Genomic DNA, 22,198 nt, shown 5'->3' with positions numbered 1-22,198 from the left:
GGTTGGGTGTGCAGTCAAGCCTCGGAAAGGGAGACTAGAATGCGCGCCCTCAACATCATCACCCTGCTTCTCATCATCATCGGTGGCCTGAACTGGCTTCTGGTCGGCCTTGCCAACTTCGATCTGGTTGCCACGATCTTCGGCGGTCAGGATGCAGCCCTGTCCAGGATCGTCTACGTGCTCGTGGGCCTGTCAGCCATCTGGCAGCTGATCCCCTTCTCGCGCGCTATGTCGGTCGGCGAGACGGCTGCAGAGGCTCATCTGGGCCATCGCTAAACGTTATTATCATTTGCGGCGCGACCGGCTCCCTTGCGGAGCCGGTTTCGTTTTGCTCAGCTGGTGCCGCGCAAGGCCACATGCTCATCATGGATGCGGCGCAGTTCGGCGCGCTTGGCACTGATGGAGGCAATGATGACGCCGGTCGTAACGAGGGCAATCAGAATGGTGCAAACCGCATTGATCTCCGGCGTGACACCCAGCCGAACCTGCGAATAAATCTTGATCGGTAGCGTTGTTGCCCCCGGCCCCGTGGTGAAGCTGGCAATGACAAGATCATCGAGCGAGAGCGTGAAGGCCAGCATCCAGCCTGACACGATGGCCGGCAGGATCAGCGGCAGCGTGATCTTGAAGAAAGTTTTGACCGGCGGGCAACCGAGATCGAGCGCCGCCTCTTCCAGGCTGCGATCAAAGGTCAGCAGGCGCGACTGCACGATGATGGCGACATAACACATGGTGAATGTCGTATGGGCGATCACGACCGTCCAGAAGCCGCGATCGATATCCAGCGCCACGAACAACAGCAGCATGGAGAGGCCGGTGATGACCTCAGGCATGACCAGCGGCGCATAGATCATGCCCGTGAAAGGAATGCGCCCGGGAAAGCGCGGAAATCGGACAAGGGTGAGTGCCGCGAGCGTGCCGAGCACAGTGCCGATGGTCGCGCTCAAGACGCCGACACGGGCCGTCACCCAGGCAGCATCCATCAGGCTTTCGTTCGACCACAACGAGCGATACCACTGCAGTGAAAAGCCGCCCCAGACAGTGACCAGCTTGGACGCGTTGAAGGAATAGACCACCAGAATGATGATGGGCAGATAAAGGAAGGCGAAGCAGAAGGTCAGCACAGTGCTGTCGAAACGGCCGGGCTTCATCGCTCACCTCACCTTCTGCTGCTGGTTCTGGAAGATGACGATCGGCACCACCAGCGCCAGAAGCAACACGACGGCGACAGCAGATGCCAAGGGCCAGTCTCGATTGCCGAAGAATTCCACCCAGAGCGTGCGGCCGATCATCAGCGTTTCCGGCCCGCCTAAGAGATCCGGGATGACGAACTCGCCGGTGATGGGGATGAAGCAGATCATCGAGCCGGCAATCACACCCGGCAGGGAAAGCGGAAAGGTGATTTTCCAAAAGGCCTTCCAGGGCGGGCAGCCGAGATCGCTGGCCGCTTCCAGGAGAGTACCATCCAGCTTTTCCAGCGCCGAATAGAGCGGCAGCACCATGAAGGGCAGGTAGGAATATACGATGCCGATGAAGACGGCATAATCAGTACGGTAGATTTCCACCTGCTGGTCCGGCGCCATCAGTCCCACCGCATGCAGCGCTGCGGTAAGCAGTCCCTCCGGTTTCAGAATGCCGATCCAGGCATAGACGCGGATCAGGAAGGAGGTCCAAAAGGGCAGGATCACCATCATCATCAGGGTCGGGCGGATGGTAGATGGCGCGCGCGCCATGGCGAGTGCCATTGGATAGCCGATCATCAGCAGCAGCAGCGTGGAGATGGCAGCGATCCGCAGCGATGAAAGATAAGCGCTGAGATAGAGCGAATCTCCCCACAGAGACTGGTAATTCTCGAAATCCAGCTTTGACAGGAAATCGCCGAGCGAGGCAAAGCCTTCGAAGACCGGCTCGTAGGGCGGCATTGCTATCGCCGTGTCCGACAGCGAAATCTTGAAGATGATAAAGAAGGGCGCCGCGAAGAACAGCACCAGCCACAGATAGGGGATGGTGACGATCAGCCATCGCGATGGACTTGCCTTGGCAAAGGATGTCGGTGTTTCGGCCATCGTCCTCTCCGCTAGCGTGTCAGCACAAGACCGGCATCGAGCGGCCATTTCAGCCAGACCTTGTCGCCGTAGGTGATCGGTCGGTCCACCAGACGCGAGACATTGGCCTGCGCGGCGCGGATAATCCGGCCATCGTCCAGCTTGACCAGGAAGACAGAGAAATCGCCGAGATAGCCGATGTCCCAGACTTCGCCATGGGCGGCATTGACTGCCGTATCGGCTGGCTGGTCGAGCGAGATGCGCACCTTTTCCGGACGAACGGCAAAGGCGACGGCATCGCCCACGGCGGCGGGGCATTCCTGCTCCACGGCAATCTGCAAGCCCTCGCTGACGAGAGTCATCACCGGCGGATGTCCGGGCGACACAGGCGCGCCGCCTTCCGCCGTGACCTTACCTTCGAGAATGTTGATGTCGCCGATGAAGTCAGCCACATAGCGGCAATTCGGTGCTTCATAAATTTCCGCCGGCGTCGCGACTTGCACGATGACGCCCTTGTCCATCACGGCAATGCGGTCGGAGACGGTCATTGCCTCCTCCTGATCATGCGTCACGATCAGGAAGGTGAGCCCCAGCGTGTGCTGGATATCCATCAGCTCGAACTGGGTTTCTTCGCGCAGCTTGCGGTCCAGCGCACCGAGCGGTTCGTCCAGCAACAGAACTTTCGGCTGCTTGGCCAGCGAGCGGGCCAGCGCCACGCGTTGCCGCTGACCGCCGGAAAGCTGCGCCGGCTTACGCTTGGCGAAGGGCTCCAGCTTGACGAGCTTCAGCATTTCCTCGACGCGTGCCTTGATGTCCGCCTTCTGCAGACCATCCTGCTCCAGACCAAAGGCGATGTTCTTCTCGACCGTCATATGCGGAAAGAGCGCATAGCTCTGGAACATCATATTGGTGGGGCGACGATAGGGCGGCACGCCTGCGAGATCCTGCCCCTGCAGGAGAATACGGCCCGATGTCGGCTCTTCGAAGCCTGCCAGCATGCGCATCAGCGTGGTCTTGCCGCAGCCGGAGGGGCCGAGCAGCGAGAAGAATTCGCGCTCATAGATATCGAGCGTCAGGTTGTCGACGGCGGTGAAATCGCCATACGTCTTCGTGACGTTTTCAAACCGGATGAAGGGCGTGGCAGAAGGATCGGTCCAGGGCGAGAACTTGCGTTTGACGGGTCCGAGAGATTTCGCCATGCGGCTCCCCAATGTCGCTGGTCACATATCGAAAAGGGCGACCCGAGGAGCCGCCCCTATCCCGTTCGGCATCAACGTCCGTTCTTGAACTTGGTCCAGACGGAGGTAACCTCCTTCTGAGACTTGCCTTCATAGGGAGAGATGGTGAAGAGCCGGCCCATCACCTCCTTGGTCGGATAGACGGACGGGTTGTCCAGCACATCCTTGTCCACGAACTTCTGCGAGGCCAGGTTGCCGTTGGCGTATTGCACGAAATTGGAAGCCTTGGCGATGACTTCCGGCCGCATCAGATAGTTGATGAACTCATGCGCCTCTGCGACATTTTTGGCGTCTGCCGGAATCGCCAGATTGTCGAACCACATATAGGTGCCTTCCTTCGGGATCACATATTTGATCTCGACACCGTTCTTGGCTTCCGTCGCGCGCTTCTTCGCCTGCAGGATGTCGCCTGACCAGCCGATGGTGATGCAGATGTCACCATTGGCGAGATCATTGATATAGGCGGCCGAGTTGATGGAGCGCGCATAGGGGCGGATCTTGCTGTAGACCTCACCGGCGGCGCGGATATCGGCAACGTCCTTGCTGTCGGGATTCTTCTTGAGATAGTTCAGCGCAATCGCGAAGGTCTCATCCGGTGCATCGAGAATGTTCAAGCCGCAGGCCTTCAGCTTGGCGGCGTTTTCCGGCTTGAAGATTACATCCCAGCTGTCGATTGGAACATCACCCAGCACGGCCTTGATCTTGGCGACGTTGTAGCCGATGCCGGTCGTGCCCCACATGTAGTTGACGGCGTGCTCATTGCCCTTGTCGTACTTGGCCAGCCGATCCATCACATCCGGCCACATGTTCGAGATGTTGGTCAGCTTGGACTTGTCGAGCTTGGCGTAGACGCCAGCCTTGATCTGGCGCTGCAGGAAGGGGCCGGTCGGAACCACAACGTCATAACCGGAGCCGCCGGCCAGAAGCTTGGTTTCCAGCAGACTGTTGTCATCGAAAACGTCATAGACAACCTTAATGCCGGTTTCCTTGGTGAAATCTTCCAGGATGGTCGGGTCGATATAATCCGACCAGTTATAGACGTGGACCTCACGGTCCTTGGCAGAGGCGGTCGTTGCAGCCAGTGCAAGAGCGGCAACCGTAAACATCTGAAGCATCGGCGTTTTCATGATCTTCTCCTGTTCCCCTGCCGGTTGCGCATTCCGCAGGCAACCGGCAAATCTGCCCGTGTTTTGCTCGCAGACTAAGAAGGAAAAGGGCGCCTCACAAGCGGAAATATGTGACAAAGGCTTCATAGTTGCAGACGGGCGCGTCACAGAAAATCGAAAGCAGACAACCCCGTCACCATCTCGTCCAGACCAAGAGGACGCGTCAACGGCGGCTCGGCGCGGGACAGACAGCCCTGCCGCTGGCACAGCCGACAGCCGGTGCCGGCCAGCACCGTGGCCGCCGGCAATTGCGCGGCTGGCGCATAGACGGTTTCGCTCGCCGCCTCCAGCGAGCAGCCTAAGAGAATCGCGGTTCGGCGCAGGCGCTCGCCATAGCTTGCCAGCCCCTGATCGGTCGTACGGCTGATGGTGAGATAGCTATGCCCATCCGGCATCTTTACCTTGTCGACCAAGATCTGGCCCGGCTGGGCAAAGGCTGAATGAATGCCAAGCTTCGGACAGTGGCCACCGAACTTCGCCTGCGGAAAGCCCTGCGCACCGAGCCGTCGCAACACCTTGCCGGCATGATCCACCTCCATCAGAAAAAACGGCAGGCCCTGCGCGCCCTCACCCGCGAGACATGCAAGCCGCGAGGCCACTTGCTCCACCGACACCTCGAAACGCGAGGCCAGCACGTCGATATCATAGCGGCTGCGCTGTGCGGCGGTGAGAAAAGCGCCGTAGGGCATCAAGAGCGCATGCGCAGCGTAGCGCGCCAGCTCAAACCGGGCGATGCGACGCGCCTCCTCGCTGGACAATTTCAGGCCCGCAACCTCCGCCGAGATATCCTGCCCCAGCGCCAGAAGCGCGATTTCCTGGGCAATCTCCCTGATACGATCGAAGGGCGAGAGACGGCCCGACAGAAAGAGGCGCATGGAGTGCCGATCGAAGCGACGGCGCAAGTTCGGCATGGAGGTGACGGGGAGCGAGCGCACGGAAATGCCGTGTACGGATTTCAGCCATGTGCGCAGTGCCGCCTCCAGCCCCTCCCCCGCTGGCAACGCCTGCATGAAGGCTTCCGCCGCCTGCTCAATTCCGGCAAAATGATAGGGTCGGCGCTCCAGCGTCTCGCGGACTTCATCCATCGGGAGACGGGTCGCCGAAAGCGAGGTCTGTTGACCATCCCGGCCCAGAAGCTCAGCCAGATCCGACAGGCGATCTGCCTGTTCGCGGTAGGCACGGTACAGTTTGACCAACGCACCCGCCGCATTGGGCGCGGCCTCCGTCACTTCCACCAATTCCTGATCGCCCGGCAATTCGCCTGCGAGAAGCGGATCGGCAAACACTTCCTTCAATTGCGAGAGAAGCCCGCCGCCCTCCCCCTGCAACTGGTCGAGATCCACTTTGTAGACGCTGGTGAGGCGTAGCAGCAATTGCACGGTCAGGGGCCGCTGGTTGCGCTCGATTAGGTTCAGATAGGAAGGCGAAATCCCGAGCGCCTCCGCCATGGCCGATTGCGTCAACCCCAGCCCCAGTCGCACGCGCCGCACGCGTGGCCCTGCGAATATCTTGCGCTCAACCATTCCACCCTCCTGATTATTTACAACATTTACATTGTTACATCCACACTTGTCAAAGCCCGCACATCCTAACCCGTTTCAAGTCACTGACTTTGCTTATTTTCTGGAAGTCTTGAAGGGCGGAATGTAAATTCATTTTCAGCAAGACGACAAAAGTCTTCCGCACAAAATTGACATGGAGAGCAGCATGACGGACTTTTACAATCTCGTTCCCTCCGCCCCCAAGGGTCGCTTCGATGGCATCGAACGCCCCTATTCCGCCGAGGATGTGAAGCGCCTGCGCGGCTCCATCACCATTCGCCATTCGCTGGCGGAGATGGGCGCCAACCGGCTGTGGGAGCTTCTGGACCGGGAGGATTTCGTCAATGCGCTCGGCGCGCTCTCGGGCAATCAGGCCATGCAGATGGTCCGCGCCGGCCTGAAGGCGATCTATCTCTCCGGCTGGCAGGTTGCCGCTGATGCCAATACGGCGTCCGCCATGTATCCGGACCAATCGCTCTATCCCGCCAATGCAGCGCCGGAACTGGCGCGGCGCATCAACCGCACCCTGCAGCGGGCCGACCAGATCGAGACGGCGGAGGGCAAGGGGCTTTCGGTCGACACCTGGTTTGCCCCCATTGTCGCCGATGCGGAAGCCGGCTTCGGCGGACCTTTGAATGCCTTCGAGATCATGAAGGCATTCATCGAAGCCGGCGCCGCAGGCGTTCATTACGAGGACCAGCTGGCGTCTGAAAAGAAGTGCGGCCATCTGGGCGGCAAGGTTCTGATCCCGACGGCGGCGCATATCCGCAACCTGACGGCAGCGCGCCTGGCTGCCGACATCATGGGCGTTCCGACGCTGGTCATTGCCCGCACCGACGCGGAGGCCGCCAAGCTTCTGACCTCCGATATCGACGAGCGCGACCAGCCCTTCGTCGATTATGATCGCGGACGCACGGTGGAGGGGTTCTACCAGGTGAAGAACGGACTGGAGCCCTGCATTGCCCGCGCGGTTGCCTATGCGCCCTATTGCGACCTCATCTGGTGCGAAACATCGAAGCCGGATCTGGAACAGGCGCGGCGCTTTGCGGAAGGGGTGCACAAGGTCCATCCCGGCAAGAAGCTCGCCTACAATTGCTCGCCCTCGTTCAACTGGAAGAAGAACCTGGATGACGCGACCATTGCCAAGTTCCAGCGGGAGCTGGGCGCCATGGGCTACAAGTTCCAGTTCATCACGCTCGCCGGCTTCCATCAGCTGAATTTTGGGATGTTCGAACTGGCCCGCGGCTACAAGGACCGCCAGATGGCCGCCTATTCGGAACTGCAGGAGGCGGAATTCGCCGCTGAGGCCAACGGCTACACGGCGACCAAGCATCAGCGCGAGGTCGGCACCGGTTACTTCGATGCCGTCTCGGTTGCGATCACCGGCGGCCTTTCATCGACGACCGCCATGAAGGAGTCGACCGAGCACGCCCAGTTCCGCCCGGCAGCCGAATGAGCCGGCAAAGGCCGGAACACGCCAGCCAGGCCCCGGCGTGTTCCGACAAGAGGCCTCGCTCCTCACCCAACCCTTGAGGGGCGAGGCCTCGCCCAGATGTTCAACAACCCCTGATCACAAGAGGAGAAATGCCATGAACGTCCAGACCCGCGTCAAGGAACGCGCAGAAGAACAGACCACCGCCATGACCAGCGAACAGCAATCAGCCATCCGCATGCTGGCCAACGAGTTACATCGTCTGAACCACGCCGTCATGAAGGCGGTCGATGCGGGCGTCTCCGTCGAACTGGTGCGCTCCGCTCGCCATCACGGCGGCAATGGTAACTGGGGGGATCTGATGATCCCGGTCGTGGTGGCGAATGCTTGAGTGAGACTTTCGAGGGAGTGGGCCGCGAGCCGGATTAGGGTGAGGACCCCATCATATTGCCGAAATGGCGCGATGAACGGCCATGATATGCAAGGAGAAGCGTGCAAGGATGGGTCCAGTACCCATTCAAGCGCTTCGACAAAGCAGATCGCAGCCGTTCGCGCGTCCCCCGCATAATCCCGGCGGGATTATGCTCGGGATGTGGTCGATCCGGCGATCTACGTCGTTGAAAAGCCTCGCCGATGCCTTTGCATCGCCTGCGTTTTTCGCCTTGTGTCTCATCCGGATCGCCTCACACCATTTCGACAAGATGATGAGGTCCTCACCCTAGAGTTTTCGGCCCACTCCAAACTCCGTGTCGAGCCAGTCATAGGCATAGTCCTGCTCAACGGCTTCAAATACATGGCCCCCAGGCCAGATCTTGCTTTGAAATTTATCGGTTGCATTCCAGGCGCTCCAGATCGATCGCATCTTGGAAAACGCGGTCTCCACAGAGTTCACCGGAAACAACGGGTCTTGTTCGCCAGCGAAGAACAGGGTCGGTTTGGGCGCACCGAGACTTGCCACGTCCGGATAGTCCAGATAGCGCATGAGCCCGGGATGGGCCATTTGCCATGCAGACCCGCCGCGCAGCTGATTGTTACCCGTGACCATCAAATCCTTGGCCGTCGCCATCCAGTTGACCGAGACGGTCGCCTTGATCGTGTCGGTCAGCGCTGCTGCCTGCCAGGCCCGCAGCGCACCCATGGAGAAACCAATGGCTGCCAGCTTCTGCTTATCTACCTTGGGGTACGACGAAAGAAATTCCGCGGCCCGGACATCTTCCAGCGCCATGAGACCAGCCAGCGAACTGCCCATATTGATGAAATTGGCGGCGAGAGCCTGTTGCGCTTCGTAAGTCAGGGGACCGCGGTCCCCCCAGCCCAACGCATCGGTTGCCAGCACGACATAACCGCGCCGCGCCAGTTCGTCGCCGGGATATCGGCCTGAAAAATACTTCTCCGCCCATGCCTTGGATGATTGCAGCCTGCCATCGTCATTCCAGGGCTTGATCCATTTTTCCTTGCCGATATCGAACTTCGAACCATGGTCGTGGTAGAAGATTGCTGCCGGGAATGGCCCCTCCCCCTTGGGCATCAGCAAGAGTGCCAGCACGCGGCTGTCTGCGGTGAGATTGAAGACGACTTTCTGTGCCACGTAGGATCCGCGATCCTGCTCATCGAGCACCACGGGATTGAAGGCCGTCGCGTCAGGCTTCTGCAAAGTCAGTTCCCAGACTTTGGCGCGACCAGCCTTCTGCCATGCCGCAAGGTCCGTTACTGCCTGCGTCCAAGCCATGGGAAAAGTCAGCCGGTTCTTGATGGCATCCGCCATGATGGGCAGATTGCTCGGCAGGACACCCTGCGTTTGATAGTCCGTCTCGGTCGCCATCATCTCTCCCGACCAGGCGAAGCAGGCTGCGACCCACAGGCGAGCCCACCCAGAAATCTGGATGTCCGCATACGATCTCCTCCCGGCGCAAGCGCCGCTCCAAGGAAAAGCTATCATCGGCGGCGGCAGAAATGAAACCACGATTGCCGCCAGCCGGTGATTTTGGCGCGGGATCACCCCTTTCAGTTGGTATACCGCTCTCCCGCAATGAGAGCGGCATTCGCTTTGATGAGAGCGATCACGCGGTCGGCAACAAGTCTTATCTCGCGCCGATGACGGTCATCATTGTTCATAACGAGCCATTGCCGGTGCCGCAGTTCCGAAATTTCGGGACCGGCACGGGCAAGCCGTTCATCCTTGTCACCAACGAGGCAAGGCAATACCGCGATGCCCGCTCCCGCGATCACCAGGTCGTATAACGATCGGGGTCGGGTGACCGTGAGAGTGATCCTCTGCGCAAACGTTTCGTGCGGATAGCGCAGATAGGCGGACATTGCTTCCTGCTCGGAAACGGCAATCCAATTGCTGTTCTTATCAGGCGGGCAGATGCCAGAACGATAGGGCGCATAGGCCACCTCGCCCAGAGCCACGGCGGCAAGGTTGGGCTCATTGGGTTCAAAGGCCCGAATACCGAGATCACTCTCCCGAAATGCCACCGCAGCCCGTGTTTCGCCGATCTCGAAATGGATCCTCGGCCGGTCGCGCTCCGATCGTAGCAAATCGATGTGTTGCATCAGCAGCCAGCCTATCCAGGTGCCACAGGCAATCCGAACGAGCGGAGCCGCATTCCCGCCCGAACGCCAATTCTCGATCTTTCTGGCGGCACCTTCCATTTCCAGAAGCTGGGCTAGCAAATCCTCGCCATCGGCAGTCAGGCTATAACCGCGCCGACTGCGCCGGAAAAGCTTGCGCTCGACCTGCCCTTCGAGATCCAACATCCGCCGCCCGACGGTGGCAGGGCTGAGCCCTGTCGCATTGCACGCCGCCGACAATCCGCCGAAGCGGGCAACTTTGATGAATAGTTCGAGGGCATCCCAACTGATGTTTTTCATGCATGAAAAATATCGCGCAAATCGGCGGCTACAACAGCCAAATCTGAAGATTTAATAAATGGCTTCAACAATTGGAGCCCTCAATGAGCGACCACGTCGTCAATGTTCTCATCGCCCAATTTGCAGGACCAAAGGCGCCGGAATCCGAGGAGGAGTTCTATGCTCGCTTTGTGGAAAGACCACGGAAAGCTTCAACATGGCGTCGGCTTAGGCGCAAGTTCCGCAAGCTTATAAAACGCAAGGGCGGCGCAGTAGCCGCCCTCGGATGTCCGAAATCAGAGACGTCTTCAAGCAGCGCGTGATCGCGCCGCCGTGCCTGCCGCTTCAATCCGGAAGCGTTGAACGAGGCCCATCAGCGCCTCGGCATCGGATGCCAGCTTGCGGCTTGCTTCGCTGGTTTCGCTGACCATAGCGCCATTCTGCTGGGTCATCTGATCCATCTTGTTGACCGATGCATTGATCTCCTTCAGCGCCGAAGACTGGTCCTGGGCTGCTGTGGCAATCATTTCCACGGACTTGCTGGCGCCGGCGATCTGCTCGCTGATCGCTGCCAGAACCTGACCCGCCTGCTGCACAAGTGCCGACCCATTGCGCACTTCCGTGCTGGACTGGTTGATCAGATCCTTGATTTGCTGAGCTGCCGTGGCGGAACGCTGCGCGAGCTCACGCACTTCCTGCGCGACCACCGCAAAGCCCTTGCCCGCTTCACCTGCACGAGCCGCCTCGATGCCGGCATTCAGAGCCAGCAGGTTGGTCTGGAAGGCAATCTCATCAATCACTTCGATGATCTGTTCGATTTTGCCGGAAGCATCCTCGATGCGGCCCATGGCATCAATCGCGCTGCTGACGACCGTTGTCGAGGAGTCAGCCGTCTTGCGCGTTGTCGCGACGGAGCGATTAGCATCACTGGCCAGCGCGGCAGAATTGGATACGGTGACGGTGATCTCATCGACAGCGGCTGCGGTTTCCTCCAGCGAGGCGGCCTGCGATTCCGTGCGACGGGCAAGGTCGTCGGACGCCTGACTCAGTTCGGCGCTGCCTTGCTGAATGCTGAGCGTGCTGTTGCGGATCAGACCAAGGGTATCGCGCAGGCGCTCGATGGAGCTGTTGAAGTCCACACGCAGTTGCTCCAGACGCCCGGAGAACCGCTCCTCTATGGTAAGCGACAAATCACCCTGCGACAAACGCGAGAGTGCCTTGCCAAGTTCGGCGACAGCGAAATCGATCTGGTTGTCGACCTGCTGCTTTTCGGCGTCACGACGGCGGCGTTCCGCATCGGCTTCGGCACGCTCGGCCGAGCTGCGGTTTTCGACGGCCAGCTTTTCATGCGCATTGTCGCGGAAGATTTCCAGCGCCCGGGCGATGTTACCAAACTCATTCGGCCGATCGGTATAGGGGATCGCGGCATCCTGTCCGGAAGCAATCGAACGAACGGTTCCTGTCAGAACAGAGAGCGGATGAACGAGCTTGCGAATCATGAACAGACCGATCAATCCGACTGCAAGAATCGAGATCACACCTGTGGTCAGCATCATGCTTGCGGAAGCATTCATCTGCGCGAAGTAGACTTCCAAGGGAATGCCGATGAACAGGGCGCCAACCACGGAGCCGTTCATATCCTTGATCGGGAAGTAACCCGTCATGAAGTCTTTGCCAAACAGCACGGCCGGTCCGTAATAAGGTTTGCCCTGCTGCAGGGAAGCCTGGGCGGGATGATCCGCAGCCAGTTTGGTGCCGGTGGCGCGGTCGCCATTTTCCTTCTTCACATTGGTGGAGATGCGAACGAAGTCAGCGCCTTGCTTTTGGAAAACCGTGGCCACGCCGTTGATGGATTGCGCTGCTCGGTCGACCAGCGAGTGATCTGGAAGCTCAACCTTGCCAGTCTGCTGCAGCGACGTGACATTGCCATCAATGATCTTGATCTCTGATCCATCCATCTGCACGTCGTACAACAATGCCATAGCCCGCATCGCAGTCCGCACATCCTTGGACGTATTTTCCAATATATTCTGCCTCATGAAAGCATAGGTCATTCCACCGACCGTCGAAACAGCAGCAACAACCAAAAATATACATAGAACTAGCAAGCGCGATGTAATGGAAGCTGGCAGGAAACGCGACATCAGAACTCCTTGGACAGAAGAAAATCCCTCCTGTGCCAAAATATATATGAGCACAGGTAAATGAGTCCTAAATTTGATATTTGACAATTAATTGAGGTTTTTTCCCGTGCCAAAACAACACGTTCCGTCATCGCGACAGACGTTCGGGGAAGCGCGCTGATGAAGTCAGCCGTTCAAAATGGCGGGATTGGCATACAGCTCAGGCCATCGGAAAAAATGAGGCTCGCTGATGTGCAGCCTCCGTGCCTACCACTCGAAGTGGTGGCTATCCCTGGCGCGAGTAAAGATTACAACGGGGTCTTGTTGTAATGTCAGAAAACGCCCGGCAGGGCGATCAAAGCCGCGCTGGCACAGACGGCCAATACCAGCAAACGAAGCTTGAGAGATGCTGTAGACTGTGCCTGGGCAATGGCAACTGCGCGTGCGCGAGACTTCTGCATGAATCACATCTCCACTCTAAGGGCTACCCACCATTACTCAAGGCAGGAAGCGCGTACCGACCTTAAGGTCTTCTGGTGCCGCGCATTCAGCTAGGATGACTCCCGCCTCTTAAAAAGTCCTGAAGGAATGCGACATGGAAATGGCCGCAGACCTTGTATTTTAGCTATCGTAAAAGAAAGTCTCCCGCGCGACGGAAAATCGCGCGGGAGACGGTAACCGGATGACAATAATTGCAACGATCAAGCGGCAGCTCGGTGCCGCTGTTGGCGATGGGTATTTCTTTCAGCCAACTCCAGGCGGAAGCGCTGCAGCAGGCCTACCAGTTGATCAGCTTCATCGGCGAGCTGGCGGGTTGCGGCGCTGGTTTCTTCCACCATAGCCGCGTTCTGCTGAGTCAGTTGGTCCATCTGGCTGACGGCACCATTGACCTCCTGCAGGGCAGATGCCTGATCGCGGCTGGCGCCGGCAATGCCCTCGACATGCTCGCTGACCTCAGAAATCTGCTCACCGATGCGCGCCAACGCATCCCCGGTTTTTTGCACGAGCAGCGAACCGGTACTGACCTCTTCTGTCGAGGCACCAATCAATTGCTTGATTTCCCGCGCGGCACTGGCAGAGCGCTGTGCAAGCTCCCGCACTTCCTGAGCAACAACGGCAAAGCCCTTGCCTGCTTCACCGGCGCGTGCTGCTTCGACGCCGGCATTGAGAGCCAGCAAGTTGGTCTGGAAGGCGATGCCATCAATCACCTCAGTGATCTGGGTGATCTTTTGCGAAGCACCTTCGATGCGCTGCATGGCCTCAATTGCACTGCGAACCACGCTGATGGAGTCGTCGGCATTGCGCCGGGTCTCGCCCACGATGATATTGGCTTCGCGTGCCTTATCGGCGGCAGAACGGACGTTGGCCGTGACTTCGTTCACCGCAGCAGCCGTTTCCTCCAGCGAGGCGGCCTGCGTTTCCGTACGGCGGGACAGATCATCTGCAGAACGGCTCATCTGCATGATGTTGCCCTGGATGGCACCGACATTGTCACGGATCAGCAGAAGCGTTTCCTGCAGACCGTTGAGCGAGCGGTTGAAGTCAGTGCGCAGCTGTTCCAGGCGACCCACGAAGGGGGTATCGATCGTGGCCGACACGTCACCGGCAGCCAGTCGTTCAAGCCCGGATGCAAGCTCGGCAACGGCGAACTGGATCTGCCGATCAATTTCCTGCTTCTCCTGCTCGTTGCGACGGCGCTCCTCCTCTGCAGCCGCGCGCTCCTGCTCGCTGGCGGCTTCGATACGAACCTTGGCCTGAGCATTCTCCTTGAAGATGCCGAGGGCTCGGGCCATGTCGCCGATTTCGTCGCCACGCGCTTCGCCGGCAATGTTTGTCTCGAGATCGCCGGCGGCCAAACGGCGCATGGCGGCCGCGATCTGCATGATCGGCCCCCTGAAAGTCACGATCAGACCGATGCCGGCAAAGATGGCGACGAGAATGCCGAGTGACATGGCCGTGACCGAAATCTGGTTTGCCTTGTCACGCTCGGTACCGGCGGCGTCGCGCTGCGCGGCGGCGAATTGGGTCAGCTTGCCCCAGATGTCGTCGATCTGCTTTGCTGCGGCATTGAAAGCTTCCAGGCGTGCCGCCGAAAGATCAACGAGCTTCTTGGACTTTTCGCGCAGACTTGCCACCAGCGGCAGAATGGCCTTGGCGCGGTCCCGCGCCTCGGCGGGCATGGCTTCGTCGACGGCAAGGCCGTTTGTCGGCATCTGCAGCAATTGCAACGCCGTCTGCAGTGCCTTCAGATTGTCGGCATTGGCCTTGCCCATGAAACGAGCGGCCTTGATTTCCAGCGCATTGGCAGCATCAAAAATGCGGCGTGTTGCGGTTCCCATGGCATTGGCGGATGCAATCGGCGCATCAAGCTGGCCAAAGCTCTCGGTCGCCTGGCGTGCCTTGACGGTCGCGGCACCCTGCAAGCGAATGGCAGCAGGACGCATCAGATTGATGGCCTGATCGATTGCGCCCACGACGCTTTCATTGGCTACACCAATATCAAGCTGCTCACGCACCCGGCGCATACCATCCTGGATCTGCTCGCCCACCACCTTCTGGTCCACAGGCAGGGCTTCCGTGATCATGGCAGCCGTCAGAATGAGTTCACCAAACTGGCCCTTGATGAAAGCCATCTTGTCGTCGGGCGACGTCTTCGAATTATATTCCGTAACCAGCTTTGCCAGGACATTCGAGGAACGAGACAGCTTGTCCGCATCTCGCAGCAACCGCTTGGCCTGCTCCTCATCGACGGAAAGGCTTTCGCGTATGCGATTGGAATATTGAAAGAGTGCGGCCCGCTGGCCTGCAAGCGCTGCGATATCTTCCTCGGCGCTTGCCCGAAGCGCCACTTCTTCCTGGTAGCGTGACCAGAGCTGTTCAACCTGAGAGCCGATCGTCCGGGTGCCGGAAATGGCAGCATCGATATCGGCAAGCCCCTCCTGACCCTGGGCACTGGCCCGCACAGTCGCGAGCATCTGTGCCTGTGCGCCAAGCTGGCGTGTGACGGCAGCCTTAGTCTCTTCACTGGTCCGCTGCAGGAAGGCAGACATGCCGGAATACACATCCTTGAAGCCGCTCAATGCTTGCAGCACCGAGTTTGACATGTCCATGCGTGTCTGAAGCAATTTGGATGCGTAAAGGCCGGACAGACCGACGGCTGAAATACTTAGAACGAAAGGTATGATGAATGCCATCACCTTCGTCTGGATCTTGAAGCGAGATAGCAGGCGATCGACGAACATTGTCTCCCCCAGGAGTTCGCGGACTGTCACTCAACCTCCGTATGAATAGGAGGTTTTGTCAGGTTGTCCCACGGGGGTCTGAAGAAATTGCTAAGGCCAGAAAAAGACGTTACAAATTCCTTATTGGAAGGCTACAAATATCCATCACATCGTATTCGAGATATAATCACTTTTGCTGCATCAGCGGGTGCCGGCAAGAGCTAGGCCGCAGCAAAAACCTGATGCCCAGGCCCACTGGAAATTATAACCGCCAAGCCAGCCGGTGACATCAACGCACTCACCGATGAAGTAGAGCCCTGGGCAATTCTTAGTCTCCATGCTGCGTGAGTCGAGTTCGGCCGTATCGAGGCCCCCAAGCGTGACTTCAGCGGTGCGGTAACCTTCGCTTCCCGCAGGTTTGATCTTCCAATCCTGAACGGCTGCCGCAATGGATATCAGCTTCTTGTCGGCCTGATCCGCAAGCGAACCGGTTAGTCCAGACTGCTCTGCGAAATACTGGGCGAGTCGCTTGGGCAGCATGTCGCCCAGCGCCGTTTGCAAGGCTTGGCGACCGTTCTTCTGGCGGGCCTCCTTCAGCCGCGCCAGAAGATTCTGCTCTGGCTCTATCTTCAGGCTGATCTCATCACCTTCGCGCCAATAGGACGAGATTTGCAAGATCGCCGGACCGCTCAAGCCCCGATGCGTAAACAGCAACGCTTCGCGAAAGCTGGTTTTGCTCTGAGATACTTCAACGTCCACGGCAACACCGGAAAGCTCGGCCAGCCGCTGCAACAATGTCGGCTCAAGTGTCAGCGGCACCAGACCGGGACGGGTCTCTGTCACCTTCAAGCCGAACTGTTCCGCAATGCGATAGGCAAATCCGGTCGCTCCCATTTTGGGAATGGATTTGCCGCCCGTCGCGATGACCAGCGCGCCTGCCGAAAACGCCCCGTGTCCGGTGCGCACGTGAAATTCTTCACCCTTCCGTTCGACCGCCTCGATCTCCTGCTGCAATTCGAGACGCACGCCACCGGCGCGCATCTCATCCAGAAGCATGCGGATGATGTCCTTGGCACTGTCATCGCAAAACAATTGTCCAAGCGTCTTCTCGTGCCAGGCGATACGATGCCTTTCAACAAGGGCCAGGAAATCCTTCGGCGTGTAGCGGGCGAGCGCAGACTTGGCGAAATGCCGGTTACCGGAAATGTAATTGGCCGGGCTGGCATGAATATTGGTGAAGTTGCAGCGACCACCGCCAGAGATGCGGATCTTCTCGCCTGGCGCCTTCGCGTGATCGAGCACGAGCACCGACAATCCGCGTTGTCCTGCGGTCAGTGCACACATCATACCGGCGGCGCCGGCACCTATAATGATGACGTCATAATGACGGGTCAAACTGTACTCCTCGGCCTGTCTCCCTGCTGTTTTCCATCCTGCAGGGAAAGTCAATGCAGGCGCCCCCTCGCCAATCGTGCCGCGCTGGCTATGATAGGAACATCGTCAACCTTGACCGGTGAATCATGCCACCCAAGAAGAAGTCCTCTGGCTCCATGTCTGGAAGCGCTCCCAAAGCAGCAAGCTCTCAGACCTCGTTGAACTCGCTACGCGGCGTAGAAACGTGGAAGGATGCCGCCAGCTGGCTAAGAGCGCGCGGCATCGAGGATGTCGAATGCATCACGCCGGACCTTGCCGGCGTCCCGCGCGGCAAGATGATGCCGACATCCAAGTTCACGTCCAACACGTCGCTCGCTTTGCCGTCGGCGCTTTATCGCCATACCATCTCCGGGGACTATCCGGATGAGACGGAAAACTTCCGCTACGATTCGCGTGACAGCGACATCAAGCTCGTGCCGGATCTCTCCACGCTTTCCGTGGTGCCGTGGGAAAGCGATCCCACCGCCCAGGTGATCTGCGACATTGTCGATACCGACGGCAATTCCGTTCCCTACACGCCGCGCAACGTGTTGAAAAATGTCATGCGGCTTTATTCGGACAAGGGTTGGAAGCCTGTCGTGGCACCGGAAATCGAATTCTATCTGGTCGCCATGAACGACGACCCGGATTATCCGCTGCATCCGCCGAAAGGCCGCTCCGGCCGTCACATCTCCGGCGGGCAGGGTTATTCGATCGCCGGCATCAACGAGTTCGATGAATTGATCGATGACATCTACCACTTCTCGGAAAAGCAGGGTCTCGAAATCGATACCCTCATTCACGAGGAAGGCCCGGCACAGCTGGAAATCAACATTCGTCACGGCGACCCGGTACAGCTGGCGGACCAGGTGTTCCTGTTCAAGCGCACCATCCGCGAGGCAGCGCTGAAGCACGGCATCTACGCAACCTTCATGGCAAAGCCCATGCAGGGCCAACCGGGATCTGCCATGCACATCCACCAATCCGTGGTGGATGCAAAGACCGGCAAGAACATCTTCTCGAACCCAGACGGTTCGCCCTCGCGCGAGTTCTTCCATTTCATCGGCGGCATGCAGAAATATGTGCCAAGCGCGCTGGTGATGCTGGCGCCTTACGTCAACTCCTATCGCCGCCTGACGCCAGACATGGCCTGCCCGGTCAACAATGCCTGGGGCTATGACAATCGCACGACCGCCTTCCGCGTGCCGATTTCGGATGCCGCGGCAAGGCGTGTCGAAAACCGCCTGCCGAGTTCCGATGCCAATCCCTATCTCGCGCTTGCGGCCTCGCTCGCCTGCGGTTGGCTTGGCATCATGCGGGAAATCGAACCGACAGAACCGACCTATGACACGGCGAACGAAGGTTCGATCGATCTGCCGCGCGGGCTGCTGGAAGCCGTTGCCCTGCTGGAAGATGAACCGGCTTTCGAGGAAGTCTTCGGCAAAGAGTTCATCGGTATCTATGCAGGCGTGAAGCGTGGAGAATTCGAAACCTTCATGCAGGTGATCAGCCCTTGGGAGCGGGAATTCCTGCTGCTGAACGTGTGAGGCCCTGAAATGGCATGGCAGAGCCCGATTGCGCCCGGCATTTCCTGGTACCAGGAGAGCGCCGGGGATAGACCCACCTATCCCGCGCTGGATGGCTCGATCTCTGTGGATGTCGCCATTGTCGGCGGCGGCTTCACGGGATTGCAGGCTGCCTATAACCTCGTCAAGCGCGGCGTGTCGGTGGTGCTGATCGAGGCCAGCCGTTTCGGCGACGGCGCATCCGGCCGCAATGGCGGACAGCTTGGTTCCGGCCAAAGGGCCTGGCCGGACGAGTTGGAGCCGGAACTGGGCTATGAGCGCTCCCGCGCGCTGTTCGACATGGCAGAAAATGCCAAGCGCCATCTCCTGGAATTTGCTGAAATCCATGGCATCGACATGGAGTTCATGCCAGGCCAGATGAACGTTGCGCACAAGCCGGGACATGAGGACGATTACCACCGCGTGGCCGACATGCTGGCGACGCGCTACGATTATCCGCATGTCCGCTTCATGGATCGGGAGGAGACATCCGAAAGGCTCGGCTCCAGCCGCTATCATCATGGCGTGCGCGATGCCGGCACCGGCCATATCCACCCGCTCAAGCTGCTGATCGGCCTCGCCCGCGTGGCATCAGAAGCGGGAGCGCGTCTTTGCGAGATGACGCCTGCGACCGGCATCACCCAAGTCTCGGGGAAGACGCGCATCGACACCCCGAAAGGCACGATTACCGCAGACCGGGTGCTGCTCGCCACCAATGCCTATATCGGCAATCTTGAAAGAGAGACGGCGGCGCATGTTATGCCGATCCGCTCCTTCATCGGCGCAACCGTGCCGCTCGACCGCTTTCCTTCCATCATTCCGGGCTCGGAGGCCGTGGCAGACTCGCGTTTCGTGGTGCGCTACTTCCGCAAGAGCCGCGATGGACGCCTGCTATTTGGCGGTCGCGAAGCCTATACGGCTGACAGTCCCCGCGACATTTCGCGGCACATCCGCAAGCAAATCGCCGAGATCTATCCGGAACTGAAGGATATCGAGATCACCCATTCCTGGGGCGGCTCAGTCGGCATCACCATGCCGCGCAAGCCCTTCGTGCGGGAGGTGATGCCGGGCGTCACCTCGATTGCCGGCTATTCCGGTCATGGCGTGATGCTGTCAAATTATGCCGGCAAGATGTACGCCGATTCCCTTGTCGGCAACACCAGTGAACTCGAACTGTTCAAGGAGTTGAAAATACCGCCATTTCCGGGCGGAGCGCGCTTTCGAAGCCCGCTCCTCTTTCTCGCGCTTACCTGGTACGCCCTGCGCGACCGGCTCTGAGCTTCTCCAGCCAACGTTTTGGCCCGCAAGGGCTGGCGTTTTTAAATCGATTAGATTATGAGTGTCCCCAACCTCGAGACTTCGAAAGAGTTAGGCATGAGCAGCCAAATCATCCCCGTTGAGCCCTTCGATTACGTCGTCTTCGGCGGCACCGGCGACCTGGCCGAACGCAAGCTTCTGCCTGCGCTTTATCACCGCCAGATCGAAGGTCAGTTCTCCGAGCCAACGCGCATCATCGGCGCTTCGCGCAGTGCGCTTTCCCACGAGGATTTCCGCAAATTCGCCAATGATGCCCTGAAGGAACACCTGAAGTCCGGCGAATATGACGAGGCGGAAGTGGCGAAGTTTCTCGCCCGTCTCTTCTATGTATCCGTCGACGCAAAGGCCGACAGCGGCTGGGACCAGCTGAAGAAGCTGCTGGATGACGGCAAGGACCGCGTACGGGCTTTCTATCTCGCCGTTTCCCCCGCGATCTTCGGCGCGATCTCCGAAAAGATCCGTGACCACAAGCTGATCACAAAGTCCACCCGCATCGTGGTGGAGAAGCCGATTGGCCGTAACCTTGCCTCTGCGCTGGAACTGAACGACACGATCGGCAAGGTGTTCAAGGAAGAGCAGATCTTCCGCATCGATCACTATCTTGGCAAGGAAACGGTGCAGAACCTGATGGCGCTGCGCTTTGCCAACGCGCTCTACGAGCCGCTGTGGAATGCTCAGTATATCGACCATGTGCAGATCTCCGTCGCAGAATCCGTCGGCCTCGAAGGCCGCGCCGGTTACTACGATACGGCTGGCGCCCTGCGTGATATGGTGCAGAACCACATTCTTCAGCTGCTCTGCCTCGTTGCCATGGAAGTTCCTTCCTCCATGGACTCTGAGGCTGTCCGAGACGAGAAGCTGAAAGTGCTGCGCGCCCTGAAGCCGATCACCTCGGACAATGTCGAGCAGATGACCGTGCGCGGCCAGTATCGCGCCGGCGCCTCCTCTGGCGGGCCGGTCAAGGGCTATCTGGAAGAGCTGGAAGGCGGCGTTTCCAACACGGAAACCTTCGTCGCCATCAAGGCCGAGATCAACAACTGGCGCTGGGCGGGCGTACCCTTCTACATCCGCACGGGCAAACGGCTGGCGAGCCGCATGTCCGAGATCGTTATCACCTTCAAGCCGATCCCGCACAACATCTTCGACGCTGCCGCTGGCCGCATCGTCGCCAACCAGCTGATTATCCGCCTGCAGCCGGATGAGGGCGTCAAGCAGTCGCTGATGATTAAGGACCCCGGTCCGGGCGGCATGCGTCTGCGCAATGTCTCGCTCGACATGAGCTTTGCCGATGCCTTCGGCGTGCGCAACCCGGATGCCTATGAGCGCCTGTTGATGGACGTGATCCGTTCCAACCAGACGCTTTTCATGCGCCGCGACGAAGTGGAAGCCGCGTGGAAGTGGGTCGACCCGATCCTGAAGGGTTGGGAAAGCACGAACCAGCCCGCGCAGGGCTACACCGCCGGCACCTGGGGCCCGAGCCAAGCCATCGCGCTGATCGAGCGCGACGGTCGCACCTGGCATGAAGGTTGATCGCATGACATCACGCTTTCATTCCTTCCCGGATGCAGGTGCCTTGGCTGAGGGTTTGGCCGACACGGTTGCCGCCAAGCTTTCCGAAGCCATCGCAGCTCGTGGAACAGCCTCCATCGCCGTTTCCGGCGGCTCAACGCCGAAGCGCTTCTTCGAAGCGCTTTCGGGCCGTGATCTTGCCTGGGACAAGGTGACAATTACGCTTGTGGACGAGCGCTTCGTGCCCGCAGACAATCCGCGTTCCAACCACTTGCTGGTCGCGACGCACCTTCTGAAGGACAAGGCCGCGCAGGCGACCTTCCTGCCGCTCTTCCGCAATTTGCCTTCTGCCCTGCAGGCAGCGGCGATCGCCACCGACGAGACCGCTGACATCGGCAACCCGTTCGACGTGGTCATTCTCGGAATGGGTGGCGACGGCCATACAGCCTCCTTCTTCCCCGGCGGCAATCATCTAGAGCGAGTGATTGCTTCCGACGTGCCGCGCGGCGTGATGACGATGATGGCTGACGGTGCCGGTGAGGAGCGTCTGACCTTTACCTTCTCTAGCCTTGCGGATGCCCGTTTTCTAGCGCTCCACATCGAGGGAGAAGGCAAGCGCGAAGTGCTGGAAAAGGCACAGAGCGGCACAGACGAGCTGGAGATGCCGATCCGCGCCGTGCTGAACCGTGCATCGACGCCGCTCGATATCTACTGGGCGCCCTGAGGGCGCCAGCGGGAGAGAATGCTTCCGCGAGAATGACGACTGCTTGCTGGC

18 protein-coding genes are annotated in these 22,198 nt (G+C 59.2%); 7 read left to right on the top strand and 11 right to left on the bottom strand.

Features of this window, described 5'->3' with window-relative positions:
• Positions 1 to 39: 39 nt before the first annotated feature.
• On the top strand, positions 40 to 276 hold the full coding sequence (locus tag Q2T52_RS03130) for a DUF378 domain-containing protein (protein WP_302075210.1): 237 nt from the start codon (positions 40 to 42) through the stop codon (positions 274 to 276).
• 56 nt (positions 277 to 332) lie between these two features.
• On the opposite strand, the gene Q2T52_RS03125 is transcribed toward Q2T52_RS03130, so the two are convergent.
• The 5 genes from Q2T52_RS03125 to Q2T52_RS03105 all read right to left on the bottom strand — a co-directional run bounded on the left by Q2T52_RS03125 (position 333) and on the right by Q2T52_RS03105 (position 5,972).
• A complete protein-coding gene (locus Q2T52_RS03125; protein WP_302075209.1) occupies positions 333 to 1,151 on the bottom strand; it encodes an ABC transporter permease in 819 nt (272 codons plus the stop codon).
• Positions 1,152 to 1,154: 3 nt separating this feature from the next.
• The gene (locus Q2T52_RS03120; protein ID WP_302075208.1) at positions 1,155 to 2,066 is read right to left on the bottom strand and encodes an ABC transporter permease subunit; all 912 of its coding nucleotides are present in this window, start codon (positions 2,064 to 2,066) and stop codon (positions 1,155 to 1,157) included.
• An 11-nt stretch (positions 2,067 to 2,077) separates the two neighbouring features.
• The gene (locus Q2T52_RS03115; RefSeq protein ID WP_302075207.1) at positions 2,078 to 3,244 is read right to left on the bottom strand and encodes an ABC transporter ATP-binding protein; all 1,167 of its coding nucleotides are present in this window, start codon (positions 3,242 to 3,244) and stop codon (positions 2,078 to 2,080) included.
• A 71-nt stretch (positions 3,245 to 3,315) separates the two neighbouring features.
• Positions 3,316 to 4,410 (bottom strand): polyamine ABC transporter substrate-binding protein, encoded by a 1,095-nt coding sequence (locus Q2T52_RS03110; RefSeq protein ID WP_302075206.1) that lies wholly within the window; start codon positions 4,408 to 4,410, stop codon positions 3,316 to 3,318.
• 143 nt (positions 4,411 to 4,553) lie between these two features.
• Complete coding sequence (locus Q2T52_RS03105) at positions 4,554 to 5,972, bottom strand: helix-turn-helix domain-containing protein (RefSeq protein ID WP_302075205.1); 1,419 nt, start codon at positions 5,970 to 5,972, stop codon at positions 4,554 to 4,556.
• A 184-nt stretch (positions 5,973 to 6,156) separates the two neighbouring features.
• On the opposite strand from Q2T52_RS03105, the gene aceA reads away from it, so the two are divergent.
• Positions 6,157 to 7,446 (top strand): isocitrate lyase, encoded by a 1,290-nt coding sequence (aceA, locus tag Q2T52_RS03100; protein WP_302075204.1) that lies wholly within the window; start codon positions 6,157 to 6,159, stop codon positions 7,444 to 7,446.
• 133 nt (positions 7,447 to 7,579) lie between these two features.
• Positions 7,580 to 7,813: an SMc00767 family acetate metabolism repressor gene (locus Q2T52_RS03095; RefSeq protein WP_302075203.1), complete on the top strand. Its 234-nt coding sequence runs from the start codon at positions 7,580 to 7,582 to the stop codon at positions 7,811 to 7,813.
• 327 nt (positions 7,814 to 8,140) lie between these two features.
• On the opposite strand, the gene Q2T52_RS03090 is transcribed toward Q2T52_RS03095, so the two are convergent.
• The 6 genes from Q2T52_RS03090 to Q2T52_RS03065 form a co-directional block, all read right to left on the bottom strand.
• On the bottom strand, positions 8,141 to 9,244 hold the full coding sequence (locus Q2T52_RS03090; protein ID WP_302075202.1) for a dienelactone hydrolase family protein: 1,104 nt from the start codon (positions 9,242 to 9,244) through the stop codon (positions 8,141 to 8,143).
• Between the two features lie 182 nt (positions 9,245 to 9,426).
• Positions 9,427 to 10,296 (bottom strand): LysR family transcriptional regulator, encoded by an 870-nt coding sequence (locus tag Q2T52_RS03085; protein WP_302075201.1) that lies wholly within the window; start codon positions 10,294 to 10,296, stop codon positions 9,427 to 9,429.
• Between the two features lie 287 nt (positions 10,297 to 10,583).
• A complete protein-coding gene (locus Q2T52_RS03080; RefSeq protein WP_302075200.1) occupies positions 10,584 to 12,419 on the bottom strand; it encodes a methyl-accepting chemotaxis protein in 1,836 nt (611 codons plus the stop codon).
• A 311-nt stretch (positions 12,420 to 12,730) separates the two neighbouring features.
• Positions 12,731 to 12,859 carry a hypothetical protein gene (locus tag Q2T52_RS03075; RefSeq protein ID WP_302075199.1) on the bottom strand — a complete coding sequence of 43 codons (129 nt, stop codon included), beginning with the start codon at positions 12,857 to 12,859 and terminating at the stop codon, positions 12,731 to 12,733.
• Between the two features lie 240 nt (positions 12,860 to 13,099).
• Positions 13,100 to 15,640, bottom strand: a complete 2,541-nt coding sequence (locus Q2T52_RS03070) for a methyl-accepting chemotaxis protein (protein WP_302076016.1) — start codon at positions 15,638 to 15,640, stop codon at positions 13,100 to 13,102.
• A 180-nt stretch (positions 15,641 to 15,820) separates the two neighbouring features.
• Positions 15,821 to 16,966: a BaiN/RdsA family NAD(P)/FAD-dependent oxidoreductase gene (locus Q2T52_RS03065; RefSeq protein WP_436799498.1), complete on the bottom strand. Its 1,146-nt coding sequence runs from the start codon at positions 16,964 to 16,966 to the stop codon at positions 15,821 to 15,823.
• Positions 16,967 to 17,169: 203 nt separating this feature from the next.
• Between Q2T52_RS03065 and Q2T52_RS03060 the strand changes: the two genes are divergently transcribed.
• The 4 genes from Q2T52_RS03060 to pgl all read left to right on the top strand — a co-directional run bounded on the left by Q2T52_RS03060 (position 17,170) and on the right by pgl (position 22,147).
• Complete coding sequence (locus Q2T52_RS03060; protein WP_302075197.1) at positions 17,170 to 18,579, top strand: glutamine synthetase family protein; 1,410 nt, start codon at positions 17,170 to 17,172, stop codon at positions 18,577 to 18,579.
• A gap of 9 nt (positions 18,580 to 18,588) precedes the next feature.
• Entirely contained in the window at positions 18,589 to 19,875 is a 1,287-nt protein-coding gene (locus Q2T52_RS03055) for an NAD(P)/FAD-dependent oxidoreductase (RefSeq protein ID WP_302075196.1), read from the top strand.
• Between the two features lie 96 nt (positions 19,876 to 19,971).
• Positions 19,972 to 21,444, top strand: a complete 1,473-nt coding sequence (gene zwf, locus Q2T52_RS03050; protein WP_302075195.1) for a glucose-6-phosphate dehydrogenase — start codon at positions 19,972 to 19,974, stop codon at positions 21,442 to 21,444.
• 4 nt (positions 21,445 to 21,448) lie between these two features.
• The gene (gene pgl / locus Q2T52_RS03045) at positions 21,449 to 22,147 is read left to right on the top strand and encodes a 6-phosphogluconolactonase (protein ID WP_302075194.1); all 699 of its coding nucleotides are present in this window, start codon (positions 21,449 to 21,451) and stop codon (positions 22,145 to 22,147) included.
• The last annotated feature ends 51 nt before the right edge of the window (positions 22,148 to 22,198 follow it).

The organism is Rhizobium oryzicola, assembly GCF_030504645.1.
Classification (GTDB): domain Bacteria; phylum Pseudomonadota; class Alphaproteobacteria; order Rhizobiales; family Rhizobiaceae; genus Neorhizobium; species Neorhizobium oryzicola.
Note: the sequence above shows the minus strand (reverse complement) of the source record. Positions and strands in the feature narration are given on the sequence as shown.